13 protein-coding genes are annotated in these 12813 nt (G+C 65.7%); 6 read left to right on the plus strand and 7 right to left on the minus strand.

The window, feature by feature from the left end; all coding sequences use genetic code 11:
- Window positions 1-96 precede the first annotated feature (96 nt).
- Window positions 97-984, plus strand: a complete 888-nt coding sequence (locus ACH2CY_RS19885) for an AEC family transporter (protein WP_395021135.1) — start codon at window positions 97-99, stop codon at window positions 982-984.
- Window positions 985-1001: 17 nt separating this feature from the next.
- Here the strand turns inward: ACH2CY_RS19885 and ACH2CY_RS19890 are convergent, their stop codons facing one another.
- Window positions 1002-1598: a hypothetical protein gene (locus tag ACH2CY_RS19890; protein ID WP_395021136.1), complete on the minus strand. Its 597-nt coding sequence runs from the start codon at window positions 1596-1598 to the stop codon at window positions 1002-1004.
- Window positions 1599-1746: 148 nt separating this feature from the next.
- Between ACH2CY_RS19890 and ACH2CY_RS19895 the strand changes: the two genes are divergently transcribed.
- The gene (locus ACH2CY_RS19895) at window positions 1747-2577 is read left to right on the plus strand and encodes an Asp/Glu racemase (protein WP_395021137.1); all 831 of its coding nucleotides are present in this window, start codon (window positions 1747-1749) and stop codon (window positions 2575-2577) included.
- Here ACH2CY_RS19895 and ACH2CY_RS19900 read toward each other — a convergent pair.
- Window positions 2574-3824 (minus strand): D-amino acid dehydrogenase, encoded by a 1251-nt coding sequence (locus tag ACH2CY_RS19900; RefSeq protein WP_395021139.1) that lies wholly within the window; start codon window positions 3822-3824, stop codon window positions 2574-2576. The genes ACH2CY_RS19895 and ACH2CY_RS19900 overlap by 4 nt on opposite strands.
- 111 nt (window positions 3825-3935) lie before the next feature.
- Here ACH2CY_RS19900 and ACH2CY_RS19905 point away from each other — a divergent pair, with 111 nt between their 5' ends.
- Window positions 3936-4403: a hypothetical protein gene (locus ACH2CY_RS19905; RefSeq protein WP_395021140.1), complete on the plus strand. Its 468-nt coding sequence runs from the start codon at window positions 3936-3938 to the stop codon at window positions 4401-4403.
- 1 nt (window position 4404) lies between these two features.
- Here ACH2CY_RS19905 and ACH2CY_RS19910 read toward each other — a convergent pair whose 3' ends face one another.
- From ACH2CY_RS19910 to ACH2CY_RS19920, 3 genes are read right to left on the minus strand one after another with little or no spacing between them, the layout of a single operon-like run.
- Complete coding sequence (locus tag ACH2CY_RS19910; protein WP_395021142.1) at window positions 4405-4959, minus strand: glycine cleavage system protein R; 555 nt, start codon at window positions 4957-4959, stop codon at window positions 4405-4407.
- Window positions 4949-6136 carry an NAD(P)/FAD-dependent oxidoreductase gene (locus ACH2CY_RS19915; protein WP_395021143.1) on the minus strand — a complete coding sequence of 396 codons (1188 nt, stop codon included), beginning with the start codon at window positions 6134-6136 and terminating at the stop codon, window positions 4949-4951. The genes ACH2CY_RS19910 and ACH2CY_RS19915 overlap by 11 nt, the downstream gene beginning before the upstream one ends.
- Window positions 6137-6139: 3 nt before the next feature.
- Window positions 6140-7018: an SMP-30/gluconolactonase/LRE family protein gene (locus ACH2CY_RS19920; protein ID WP_395021145.1), complete on the minus strand. Its 879-nt coding sequence runs from the start codon at window positions 7016-7018 to the stop codon at window positions 6140-6142.
- 121 nt (window positions 7019-7139) lie between these two features.
- Between ACH2CY_RS19920 and ACH2CY_RS19925 the strand changes: the two genes are divergently transcribed.
- From ACH2CY_RS19925 to ACH2CY_RS19935, 3 genes are all read left to right on the plus strand, one after another.
- A complete protein-coding gene (locus ACH2CY_RS19925; protein WP_395021147.1) occupies window positions 7140-7637 on the plus strand; it encodes a GreA/GreB family elongation factor in 498 nt (165 codons plus the stop codon).
- 85 nt (window positions 7638-7722) lie between these two features.
- Window positions 7723-8271, plus strand: coding sequence for an NUDIX hydrolase (locus ACH2CY_RS19930; protein WP_395021149.1), 549 nt, complete (start codon window positions 7723-7725; stop codon window positions 8269-8271).
- 85 nt (window positions 8272-8356) lie between these two features.
- Window positions 8357-10696 (plus strand): DUF1989 domain-containing protein, encoded by a 2340-nt coding sequence (locus ACH2CY_RS19935; protein WP_395021151.1) that lies wholly within the window; start codon window positions 8357-8359, stop codon window positions 10694-10696.
- A 529-nt stretch (window positions 10697-11225) separates the two neighbouring features.
- Here the strand turns inward: ACH2CY_RS19935 and ACH2CY_RS19940 are convergent.
- Both ACH2CY_RS19940 and ACH2CY_RS19945 read right to left on the minus strand, forming a co-directional pair.
- Window positions 11226-12305, minus strand: a complete 1080-nt coding sequence (locus tag ACH2CY_RS19940; protein WP_395021152.1) for a flavodoxin family protein — start codon at window positions 12303-12305, stop codon at window positions 11226-11228.
- A 58-nt stretch (window positions 12306-12363) separates the two neighbouring features.
- Entirely contained in the window at window positions 12364-12807 is a 444-nt protein-coding gene (locus ACH2CY_RS19945) for an STAS/SEC14 domain-containing protein (protein WP_395021153.1), read from the minus strand.
- Window positions 12808-12813 lie beyond the last annotated feature (6 nt).

Here is a 12813-nt window from a genome sequence, read left to right on the forward strand (position 1 = left end):
TCCAACCCGAAGATTCTTGTTGCGGCGCCCGAAAAAGCGCGCGATTTGAGGCTGCATCTTAGCCCGGCCGGTTCAGCCCGGGCAAGGCGAGGGGGAATGCTCGGACAGCTTGCCGCGGTCATCCTGCCGGTCGTGGTCATTGCCGGGATCGGCTACACCTGGTCGCGGCTGAAGCGGCCGTTCGACAATGCGCTGGTGACCCAGCTGGTCTCGATGATCGGCTCGCCCTGCCTGGTAGCGAGTTCGCTCACCAGCCTGCATGTCGAGCCGGAATCCCTCGGCATCATGGCGCTGGCGACGATCCTGGTCTTCTCCGGCATGTTCGTGCTGGGCTTCGCCGTGCTGCGGTACATGAACCTGCCCATGCATTCCTATCTGCCGGCGGTGGTCTTCTCCAATGCCGGCAACATGGGACTGCCGCTCGCGCTGTTCGCCTTCGGGGATTCCGGCCTGGCGCTGGCGGTGGTCTACTTCGCCTTCTCCGCCACCCTGCAATTCACCGCGGGGATGTCGATCGCCGCCGGCACCGCGAGCGTCAAGCACCTGGTGAAGATGCCGGTGATCTATGCCGTCGGCGCATCCTTCCTGGTGATCGTGACCGGGATCCAGGTGCCGGACTTCATCGCCAACACCCTCGAGATCCTGGGCGGGCTCACCATTCCGCTGATGCTGCTGGCACTCGGCGTCTCGTTGGGCAGCCTCCGGGTGCGCTCGCTGCCGCGCAACCTCTTCCTTTCGCTGGTGCGCATGCTCGGCGGCTTCGCCATCTCCTTCCTGGTCGCCTGGGCGCTCGATCTTTCACCGATGGCGCGCGGCGTGCTGCTGATCCAGGCCTCGATGCCGGTCGCGGTGTTCAACTATCTCTTCGCGCAGTATTACAACCGCCGGCCCGAGGACGTGGCGGCGATGGTGATCATCTCGACCTTGCTGTCATTCGGAACGCTGCCGTTCCTGATCTACTACGTGCTCGCGACGGCGCACTAACTATTGCGGCTCAGTTTTTAAGGCTGGGCCGGCGTCACCGTCTTGCCGACAGCGCCGATCAGGGCGCCGATCATCTCGTTGCCGGCCTGGGTGACATCGAGATTGGGGTCGCTGCGCATCGCCGAGCCGCGCCAGACATAGAGCCCGGTGCTGCGGTCGTAGATCGAAATATTGATCCGGTAGGCGCGGTCGGCGGAGCCGATCGGCTGTTGCGGATTGAGGAGGCTGTTCTGGCTGGTCGAGAACAGCCGGGCGCGAACCTCGGCCTCGTCGTTGTCGGCATGAACCTGCCCGAAGGGATCGTCCTGCTTCTGGCCGCGGATCAGGTCGCTTTCGATCACCATCACCAGCGAGGCCTGGTCCTGCGCGGCGTAACCCTGGTTGGCAAGTTCGGACCGCACGCGCTCGATCGCATCTTGGCTGAGCTCGTCATCGGCCTGCAGCTCGAAGGTCGAGCCGGCGGGAATAGGCGCGTAGTCCACCGCCTGGATGCTCGGGCCGGGCTCGGGCTGAGATGCCGCGGCCTGCGCCCAGGCCTGGCTTGCGGCGAGGCTGAGACCGGCGGCGAGCGCCAGGGCGCCGGCGCTGCGAAAACGGCGTTGTATCAGGATCATGGAATAATCCGGGGAGCGCGACATGGGCCACCTACGCATTTCGCGATGACCGCGGGTTCAGCGGACGCTACAGTGATCAATATGGAGTGGCGGCGGCGGTTCCACAACGGCCCTTTCGGCCACCATACCATTGTATAGGGAGTCCGACATGGCGGATTCAACGCTTCTCGAGCGCGACACGGCCACGCGACCGGCCCAAGACGGACCTTTGGGTGATGGTTTGCTGGTCAATCGTCAAAACCTTCCCTTCACGATGGATAAGGGCATCGCGCATCGCGCCGCGATCGGTGCGATCGTGCTGGCGACGGACCAGACCATCGAGCATGAGTTTCGCAAGATCTTCCAGATCGACGGCGTCGCGCTCTATCAGAGCCGCATCGCCAATGCCAAGGAGATCAACCCGACCACCCTCGCCGAGATGGAAGCCGGCATCGCCGGCGCTGCGGCGGTGATCCGCCCGGGCGTGCCGATGGATGTCGTCGGCTACGGCTGCACCTCGGGCACCGTGGTGATCGGCGAGGAGAATGTCTTCCGACGCATCCACGAAGCCTGGCCGCAGGCCAAATGCACCACGCCGATCACCGGCGCCATCGCCGGCTTCAAGGCGATGGGCGTGAAGCGCATCGCCTTGCTCACGCCCTATATCGATTCGGTCAACCGCCTGTTCCGCAAGTTCGTGCAGGATCGCGGCATTGAAGTGCCGGTGATCGGCTCGTTCAATCACGAGAACGACAACGAGGTGGCCAGGATCAGCGGCGATTCCATCCGCCGCGCCGCGCTGGAGCTGGGCCGGCATCCTTCGGTCGATGCGGTCTTCGTCTCCTGCACCAGCATCCGCCTGGCCGAGACCGCGCGGGAGCTGGAAGCCGAGCTCGGCAAGCCGGTGACCTCGTCCAACCACGCCATGGCCTGGCATTCCTTGCGCCTCGCCGGAATCAGCGAGCCGATGCCGCAATGGGGCCGGCTCTACACGGTCTAGTACCGCGACAGCAGGAACGGGGTGTCGTCGATCTCGGGCTGCTTGCCGAGCATGCGGTCGACCACCAGGCGGCTGGAGCCGCAGGCCATGGTCCAGCCGATATGGCCATGGCCGGTGTTGAGCCAGAGATTGGCGATACCGCTCGGCCCCATGATCGGCGGGCCGTCGGGTGTCATCGGCCGCAAGCAGGCCCAGTAGTCCGGACGGTCGAAGGCGGCGGCGCGCGGGAAGAGCTCGCGGGCGACCTTCAACATGTGGACGAAATCGCCCGGGCCGAAGCTGGTGTCGTAGCCGGCGAAATCCGCGGTCGCGGTCAGGCGCAGCCGATCGCCAAGCCGCGCGAAGGCGACGAGGTTGGCTTCATCGACACCGAAATGCGCCGGCGCGCTCTCGGGATCGGCGATCGGCAGGGTGACGGAATAGCCCTTCACCGGGTAGATCGGCATCTTCAAGCCGATGGGTTTGGTGAGCAGCGGGCTGTAGCTGCCGAGCGCCAGCACGTAGGCATCGCCGGTGATCCGGCCGTGATCGGTCTCGACCCCGGTGATGCGGTCGCCCTTGCGCTCGATCTTGGTGATGGCCGCGCCGAGCTTGAAGACGACGCCGCGCTTCTTGCAGGACTCGGCGAGGGCGACGGTGAATTTGCGCGCATCGCCGGATTCGTCGTAGGGCGTGTGGATGGCGCCGGCGAAGCGGCCCTTCACATGCGCCAGCGACGGCTCGAAGCCCGTCAGCTCCTCGGCCTCTAGCGTTTTCGCCTCGACCCCTTCATCGGCCAGCAGCTTGAAGTTCGCCTTGCCGGCGCGGAAGTGATCGGGATCGCGGTAGAGATAGAGCGCACCGGATTGCGAGCGGTCCCAGGCGATGCCGGTCTCCGCCGTCACCGCGGCGGTCTCGGCCAGGCTGTAGGAGCAAAGCCGGACCTTGATCACGGTGTTGGCGCGGTTCTTCTCCGCCCTGCAGTTGGCCAGGAACTTCAGGCCCCAGGCCCACATGCCGGGATCGAATTTGAGCCGCCAGCGGAGCGCAGTGTCGCTGCGCCAGAGCGACTTCAGCAGGATCATCGGCGCCCGCGGGCTGGCCCAGGCATAGGCATGGCCCGGCGTCAGCAGGCCGGCATTGGCGAAAGAGGTCTCGCGGGCCGGCTCCTTCTGCCGGTCGATCACCGTGACCTGATGGCCTTCGCGCGCGAGGTAATGGGCGGTGGTGACGCCGAGCAGGCCGGCACCGAGGACGACGACATGCATGCTGAGACCTTGGGGGACTTCCGGGAACCAATGGACTTGTTGACGGCTTCATAAGCTTGCCATAATTCGGGGCGATTGAATATGCGGGGCAGGCCATTGGAGCGTTCGACGATGAACATGAAACTTCCGACTGCAACCGCGATTCTGCTGGCGACGCTGTTCCTATCGGGCGAGGCGGCGCTGGCGCAGTCCGCGAGCACGCCGCTCTCGGTGCCGGAGATCCAGCAATGCCTCTGCCTGCAGCCCAAGCTGCAGCCGTTGCAGGATGCATGGCTGGAGAAGCAGCGTGCCTATGACGAGCAGCAGGCGCAGCTCGCCACGGTGGACAAGGAGGTGCTCGCCCAGCGCCAGAAGCTCGACCCCAACGACCTGGTCGGGCAGCAGGTCTTGAAGGATCTGCTGGCCCAGCAGCAAGGGCTGCGCGATGCGATCAGCGCGCGCTATCTGCCGGAGGTCAACCAGGCGCGCGGGGCCTATAACGCGGCGGTGTCGCAGTATAATGGGCTCTGCACCCGGCCGCGCTACTCCGGCGATGAAGCCGCGGCGCGGGCGACGCCCTTGGCCTGCCCGGCGCCGTAGTTCAGGCCTCTTTAGACCACTGGCATTTGAGGTTCATCTGGCCGGCGGTGTTCGCCACCGTGGCGAGGCAGGCCTCGGCCTTCTCTGCCGGCACGAAGATCGCCATGCGCAGCAGGAAGCGGGCGCCGCTGGCACCCTCGAGGCTCTCGGAATTGAGCCAGACGATGTTGGCGCCGAAGCCCGAGAATGCTTCCGAGAGGCGCGCAATCAAACCGGGACTGTCGTCGCCGGTGATCTCGATGCGATGGGTGATCCGGGCGCGCTCGTCATGGCTGCCGCGATAGCCGAACGGCGTCACGGTGAGCTTCGCGTCCTTCAGCTCGGGCAGCGACTTCAATTCGCGCTCGAGCTCCGCCAGCGACAGCCGGTCCGGCAGCTTTGCCAGCAAGGTGAGCTCCGCGCCGCCGCCCAGCACCGCGAAGGCGGTGTCGCCGAGATTGATCTCCAGGTCGTAGAGACGGCCGGTGACGCCGGCGACCAAACCCGGCCGGTCCTCGCAATGGATCGAGATCAGCGCGATCGACAAGGACGATGCGACCTTATGCTCAGACGACATTGGCTTCCTTGATCAGCGCGCCGTTGAGCACGCGATTGTAGGAAAGCCGGCTCAAGTCCAGCGTCCGGTACTGGCCGAACACGATCAGCTCGCTCAACGCGCGGCCGATCGCCGGGCTCTGCTGCAACCCATGCCCGGAAAAGCCGTTGGCGAAGAAGAAGTTCGGGACCTGCGGCGCCGGCCCGATCAGCACGTTCTGATCGAGCACGTTGTAGTCATAATGTCCGGCCCAGGCCCGGATCAGCTTGATCGCCTCGAACATCGGGACTCTGTGCGCAAGCGTCGGCCAGATCAATTCTTCAAAAGGACGATAATCGAGCTCGAAATCCAGGCAATCCGGGTCGTCCCAGTCCTCCGGCGAGACGCCGCAGATGAAGTTCGAGCCCTCGGGGCGGAACCAGACGCCGGAAGGATCGATGGTCAGCGGCATGGTCTCGTTCTCGACCTCTTCGCGGCAGTCGAAGACATAGACGTAACGCTTCCTGGGATGCACCGGCAGGTCGATCCCGGCATATCCGGCGATGGTGCGGGCATGGTAGCCGGCGGCGTTTACCACGGCGGCGCAGTCGATCCGGCCGCCTTCCTTCAGCTTCACCGCGGTGATCTTGGCGCCGGAGAAATCGAAGCCGACCGCCTCGTCCTGGATATAGGTGACGTCGAGCGACCGGGCTTTGCGCTTGAAAGCCTGCAGCAGCGAGTAGGGATCGATCCAGCCCTCGTTGGACGGGCCGAAGGTGGCGCCGGCGAGGTCGGCGGTGTTTATCCAGGGGAAGCGGCTCTCCAGCTCCTTCGGGGTCCAGAGCAGGGTGCCGGCGCCCTGCTCGTGCTGCAGGCGGTGGTTTGCGACCAGGGTCTTCAACCCGGCATGGGTCGCCAGGAACAGATAGCCGTTCTCATGGAAATTGATCGCCGGCTTGTCGTTGCCGACCGCGAGATGCTGCTCGATCGACTTGTAGAAAGAAGCGGCGAAGGCGGAGATCTGCACGTTCTCCGGGGTGGAGAATTGCTGGCGCACGCCGCCGGCCGAACGCGGCGTCGCCGCGTCGGTATAGGTGGAATCCTTCTCGATGACCGCGATCCTGCCGTCGAAGTCCGGCTGGCTCGCCAGGAAATAGGCGGTCGAGGATCCGATCACGCCGCCGCCGACGATGACGACGTCAAATGTGCCTTCAGTCATGGTCTAACCGTTATACTCCGCATCGAGCAGGCCTTTGACGCCCGGCTCGCAGACAAACAGGCTGCCCGAGAGCGGGGCCTCGCGCAGGACGTCCTCCGAGAGGCCGTCGCTGGCGCTGGTGATGAACAGCTGGTCCATGCGCGGGCCGCCGAAGCAGACCGAGGTCGGCCGCGGCACCGGCACCTTCAGCACCCGGTCGATGTCGCCGTTCTGGGCATAGCGCGTGACGCTCCAGCCATCCCAGTTGCAGCACCAGAGATAGCCCTCGGAATCGACCGTCATGCCGTCGGGGTATCCCGCATCCGGGCTGCAGCGCACGAAGCTCTTGCGCTCGCCGATCAGGCCGGTGTCGAGGTCGACGTTGTAGCAGTAAATCTCCTGGGCGAAGCTGTCGGTGAAGTAGGCGGTGCGCCCGTCGGGCGAGAAGGCGGGCCCGTTGGAGCAGATGATGCCGCTGTCGATCCGGCGGATCCGGCGCTGGCCCTGGCCCTCGATCACATAGAGGCTGCCGCTCTGGCGGGTCTCGCCGATATCCGCGGTGCCGCTCCAGAGCCGGCCCTTGGGATCGCATTTCGCATCGTTGAAAGCGTTGCCGGCATCCGATTCCGGCTGGACCAGCAGGTTGCGGTGCCCTGTGTTGCTGAGGTCATGCACGCCCTCGGCATCCACCACGATCATGCGGCCGTCTCTCGCGAACACCATGCCGCCGATGGTCTTGCCGAGCGCCGCCGGGACCTGCCGGTTTTGTCGGGTGATGACGTCGAAGCAGTAGATCGCCGGCGCCTTCAGATCGATCCAATAGAGGGAGTTCTCCCGCGGCCGCCAGATCGGCCCCTCGCCCAGGACCGCCCGCTTCTCCAATAGACATCGCACTTCGGTCATGGGAGCCCCCTCCGTCCCCGAAAAAATGATGCCTTTTCAAGGATTTGGTCTCGGGCGGATAACCTTTGACCTTGTCCTGGAATAAGGCAACTCTAAATAACAGAGGGAGGGAGTGAGCAGGATGAGCAGAGCTTTCGTCAAGGAAAACGAAGATCAGGTCCCGGAATTGCCGGAGCGGCCGCAAAGCCCGCATCCGAACTTCGTGACCCCCCGCGGCTTGGCGCTGCTGAAACAGCAGCTGGCCGAGCTCGAGGATTCCAAGCATCGCCACCAGACCGAGCGGGACCTGCTCGACAAGGAGGCGCTGCAGGTGATCGAGCGCGACCTGCGTTATGTACAGGAGCGCCTGACCCGCGCCATTCCCGTCGACTACGACCAGCAGCCGAAGGACCAGGTCGATTTCGGCGCCATCGTCGAGACCGAGGACGAGAACGGCAAGAAGCGCAAGTTCGAGATCGTCGGCGAGGACGAGGCCGATCCCACGGTCGGGAAGCTCTCCTGGGTCTCGCCGCTCGCCTTGGCGCTCAAGGACGCCAAGACCGGCGACAGCGTGATCTGGAAACGCCCGGCCGGCGACCTGGAGTTGGAGATTCTCTCGATTCGCTATCCGGCCGGATAGTCGCGACACCCGGAGCGTCGGTACGGCGCAACCCGACGGCGCCGGTCGGATTGATGCCGAGTGTGAATCGCCACAAACTGCAGCCATGGCGAAGGCCCAGAAGAAAACCAAGGTGAAGAAGGCCGGTTCGGCCAGGAAGAAGGTTGCGAAGCGGCCGGTCGCGCGCGGCGCGGCTGCGCGCCTGCCGCGACATCGCCAATACGGCGCCCTGGCGCTGCGCGTCGGCTCGCGGGACCAGCTCGAGGTGCTGCTGCTGACCTCGCGCGGGACCGGACGATGGGTCATCCCGAAGGGCTGGCCGATGCGCAACCGCACCCCGGCCGGCACCGCGCGGCGCGAAGCCTTCGAGGAAGCCGGCGTCAAGGGCGAGCTCTGGTCCAAGAAGCCGATCGGCAGCTTCCGCTACATGAAGCGCGACGAGAATTTCACCGGCGAGATCCTGGTCCAGGTCTTCGTGCTGGGGGTCGAGCAGCAGAAGAAGAACTGGCCGGAGAAGGACCAGCGGCGAGCCCGCTGGTATTCGCTCCGGCAAGCGGCGGCGCTGGTCAAGGAGCGCGAGCTGGCGCGGTTGCTGCGGAACATCCCCAGGCTGCTGTTCGGCCCGAAGGCGGTGCGCGCCCGCCGGAAGAAGTGACGCCCGCCAATTTCCAGGTTGTGAACCACTCGCCAATAGCGGTATGGTTTTGGCCTGGAAATGGTTCCGCCAAGGGGTTGCCCCAGTGACGGTTCTGCTGCCGAAACCACGCTTCCGCGAGCCTGGACTGCCGCGCCTCGATCCCGGCGTGGAACGCTATCGCCTGGCCGGGCTGGGCGGGCTGATCCTGCATCTTGCCGCCGGCGACCGGGTCGAGATCGTCGATCGCGAGGGCCGCCAAAGTTGTGCCATCGCCGCCTTCGGAACCGGCGGACGAGCCGATCCGGCGGCGCTCGGGCTGAAGGCCGACGGCGATGCGGCGGGCATCAACCGGCTGCTCCAGGGTCAGGGCGAGAACGGCGCGGAGATCGCGCGCGCCCTGCGCGCACGCGGCATCCCGCGCGGTGTCGACAAGGCGGCGGTCCTGCTCGGCGGCGGTCGGCCCGGCGACAGCGCTTCGCTCAAGGCTGAGCGCGATGTCGACGTCGTGCTGCATGCGCCGGGGCCGGAACGGCTGGGCGAGGGCGAGCTGCCGGCGACCGATCTTTCTATCATCGTGCATCGCGCCCGCATCCTCGGCAGCGGCGACCTGCCGCTGCCGGAGCCTCTGGGTGACGTCGTCGCCGAGTTCAGGGTCAACCGTTGCACCGCGCTCTCCTACGAGGTCAAGGAAGGCCAGTTCATCCAGGTGATCGACGTCGCCGGACGGCAATGCTCGGATTTCCTGGCCTTCGATGCGCGGCGGCTGCAGCAGGGCCAAGAGCGCGGCCTCGACATGACGACGACGCGCACCTTACTGGGCATGATCTATCCGGGCCCGGGCCTCGCCTCGAAATTCTTCGATGTCGACATGCAGCCGCTGGTCGAGGTGGTGCGCGACACCGTCGGGCGGCATGACACCTTCGGCCTCGCCTGCACCAGCCGCTTCTACGAGGATGCCGGCTATCCGGGCCATCCCAGCTGCTCCGACAACTTCAACAAGGTGCTGGAAGGCTACGGCCTCGCGACGCGGCCGGGCTGGCAGGCGGTCAACCTCTTCTACAACACCGGCATCAGCGCGCAGAACGCGATTTTCCTGGACGATCCCTGGTCGCGGCCCGGCGACTACGTGCTGATGAAGGCGATGAAGGACCTGGTCTGCGGCTCCTCGGCCTGTCCCGACGACATCGACGCGACCAATGCCTGGAATCCGACCGACATCCATGTCCGCATCTACGCGGCGACCAACAGCTTCTCAAGAGCGGTGGCCTTTCGCATGACACCCGATGCCGAACCGAGACTGACGCGCGAGAGCGGCTTCTACCCGCGCATGTCGGAACTCACCCGCAACTTCACCGAATACCGCGGTTTCTGGCTGCCGAACCGCTTCAACAACGCCGGACCGGTCGCCGAATACTGGGCCGCGCGCGAGAAAGCCGCGGTGATGGATCTTTCTCCATTGAGAAAGTTCGAGGTGCTGGGCGCCGATGCCGAGGACCTGCTGCAAGCCGCCTGCACCCGCAACATCCGCAAGCTCTCCGACGGCCAGGTGGTCTACACCGCGATGTGCTACGACCATGGCGGCATGCTGGACGATGCGACGGTGTTCCGTTTGGGCACCGACCGCTATCGCCTGATCGGCGGCGACGAATATGACGGCGTCTGGCTGCGCGAGCTGGCGGAGCGCCGCGGCCTGAAACAGGTCTGGGTCAAGTCCTCGACCGACCAGCTGCACAACATCGCGGTCCAGGGCCCGAAGAGCCGCGACATCCTGAAGGAGATCATCTGGACTCCGCCTGCGAGAGCGCGGGTCGATGAGATCCAGTGGTTCAACTTCACCGTGGGGCGGATCGGCGATTACAACGGCGTCGCCGTCGTGGTCTCGCGCACCGGCTACTCCGGCGAACTCGGCTACGAGATCTTCTGCCATCCGAAGGACGCGACGGCGGTCTGGGACGCGGTGATGAAGGCGGGGGAGCCGCATGGCCTGCAGCCGCTCGGTCTCGAAGCCCTCGACATGCTGCGGATCGAGGCCGGCCTGGTCTTCGCCAACTACGAGTTCAACGACCAGGTCGATCCCTTCGAAGCCGGCATCGGCTTCACCGTGGCCTTGAAGGGCAACGAAGACTTCGTCGGCCGCGAGGCGCTGCTGAAGCGCAAGGAGCATCCGCAGCGGCAATTGGTCGGCCTGGAGATCGAGGGCAAGGAGCCGGTCGGCCATGGCGCCTGCGTGCACCAGGGCCGGGCGCAGGTCGGCGTCGTCACCAGCGGCTGCCGCTCGCCGCTGCTGCAGAAGAACATCGCGCTCTGTCGGATGGATATCAGCGCCGCCGCGATCGGCACCGAGGTCGAGATCGGCAAGATCGACGGCCAGCAGAAGCGGTTGCCCGCCAGGGTCGTGCGCTTCCCCTTCTACGACCCGGACAAGCTGAAGCCGCGCAGCTGACCCGAACCCGGATGGGTTCTACGCCGCGCGCACCGTACGCGCCGCATTCGGTCAAGGTTGCGACGCGACCCGATCCGATCCGCGCACCTTTACGGCCTCGGCGCTTTTCGAGCTGCGAAAACCGAGTTAAGCCTCTGGCGATGCATGCCTTTGTCCATCAGAGAGCGCGAACTCATTCTTCGCCCCGTAAAGGCTGGGTAAAGGTTGCGGTGCGGCAGAGCGGCGCGGTCTCGATCTGGCGCCGCTTTCTGCATGAGATTCACGATGTCAAACAGCAAGGCGATCATATCACAACCATCGCGCGCCGTCCCGTCCGGCATCAGGAATTGGTGCATTGTCGCGCAGGCGTCGATCTGGAACAGCGACCAGAATTCCGCCGTGACGACCTTATTCCATAACGGCGCCCGCCTTGGCGGGGTCGAAGCCGTCGGGCCAACGGGCGAGCAATGCGCAGCTGAACGGCATGGCGGTCCCAGTGAGTGTGTCTGCCGGTTAACCCTGGGACGCGGCTTTGAAAGGCAGGCAGGCGTTACTTCTCCCGCGGCTCTTTGAGATCGGTGTATTCCGATGGCGCCGTCGTGCGGGCGCGTTGTGCGTCGCGCGCCAAGGCGCGGGCGGCGATCTCGACCTCCTGCTGGATCGCGCGGTCCCGGTCGAGCTCGCCGTGGTTGGTGGCGTAAGGCTGCCAATAGCCGATATAGCGCTCGAGATGCGCCACGTCGCGCGCCCGCATCAGCTCCATCGAGCTCAGCCAGTCGGAGAGCGCGCGCCGCACCTCGGTGACACCCTCGGCGTCGCCGTGCACGATCACCGAGTAGACCCGGCCGGCCAGATGGCGCGGGTAGTCCCAGCCTGCGAGCTCGATCTTCTTCGCGGCCGCCGCATCCTTGCCGTGGGTCCGGGTCGGGTCGGCATTGCCGCCATCGGCGCAGACCAGGCGATCGATCATCAACTTCAGGGCGGAGGAGGCGTGGTACCAGTTGACCGGCGTCACGATCATGACGCCGTGCGCCGCGACCCACATCGGGTAGATCGCGTTCATCCAGTCCTGGGTCTGGCCGAGTGCGTGATTCGGATAACAGGAGCAGGGCCAGTGGCAGAGCGGCGCCGCGGTCGAGAAGCAGGTCTTGCAGGGGTAGATCTTGCGCCCGTATTCCGAGGAAAGGCGCGAGAGGTCGAGGAGCTCGACTTCGGTTCCCTCGGCTACGGCCGCCGCAGAGGCGATCTCGACCAGACGCCAGGTCTTCGACATCTCGCCGGGGCACGTATGCTCGCTGCGCGAGGCGCCGTTGATCACCAGCAGCCGGGTCTGCGCGGCGGGATCGTCATGCCGGGCCTGCGCCGCGGCGATCGCGTCGCGCGCATCGAGCCAGTCCTGGGCGAGATCGTATTCGGGATCGGCGAAGGCCGGGCCCGCCTTGCGCGTGATCGGCGCCTTGCGTCCCTGGTGATAGGCCTCCCAGGCGACGGCGGCGACCTCGTCCAGCGCGCCGTCCAGGCGGCGGAAGGCCGGGTCGCGAAACTGCGTCAGGAAGCGTTGGGTGAACTCATCCCGGCCCAGTTTCGGGTCAGGCATGCCTTTGCGGGGTTGGGTGTCTCGTTCCGCCATCGGTCCTCCCGGGATAGCCCCTCGTCGGAGCAACCGGGGAGACGCAGCGCCGTTCCGTCTAGTGCGAGCGCTGGGATTGCAGCCATTGCAGCGCGCGGAGCGCGCTGGAGAACTGGCGGTGCTGGGTCCGCGGGAACAGGATCGATGTCACCTTCATCATCGCGGAGAACCAGGCGCTCTTTGTGACATAGGCGACCCGCGAGGCGCGCCCCGGCTCGCTGCCCCAGGGCGCCAGCTCCACGATCGCGTGGATGGTGGACCATTCGAAGCGGCCGGCGAAATCCGAGAGATCGACCAGGACCAGCATGTTCGGCCGGATCACGCCCTGGGCCAAGGCGTCCTGGAAGCAGCCGACGATGCCTTCATCCAGGGCGTCGCCGGCGACCTCGATGCGCAGGATCTCGCCCTCGACGTGGAGCGTCACGCGGCTGACGGCGTTGCCGCAGGAAAAAACGCGGACCGGCGCGGCCGCCTGCGGCGCGATTTCACCTTCGCTCTGCAAATTGAT

This window comes from Dongia sp., assembly GCF_041905885.1.
Taxonomy (GTDB): Bacteria; Pseudomonadota; Alphaproteobacteria; order Dongiales; family Dongiaceae; genus Dongia.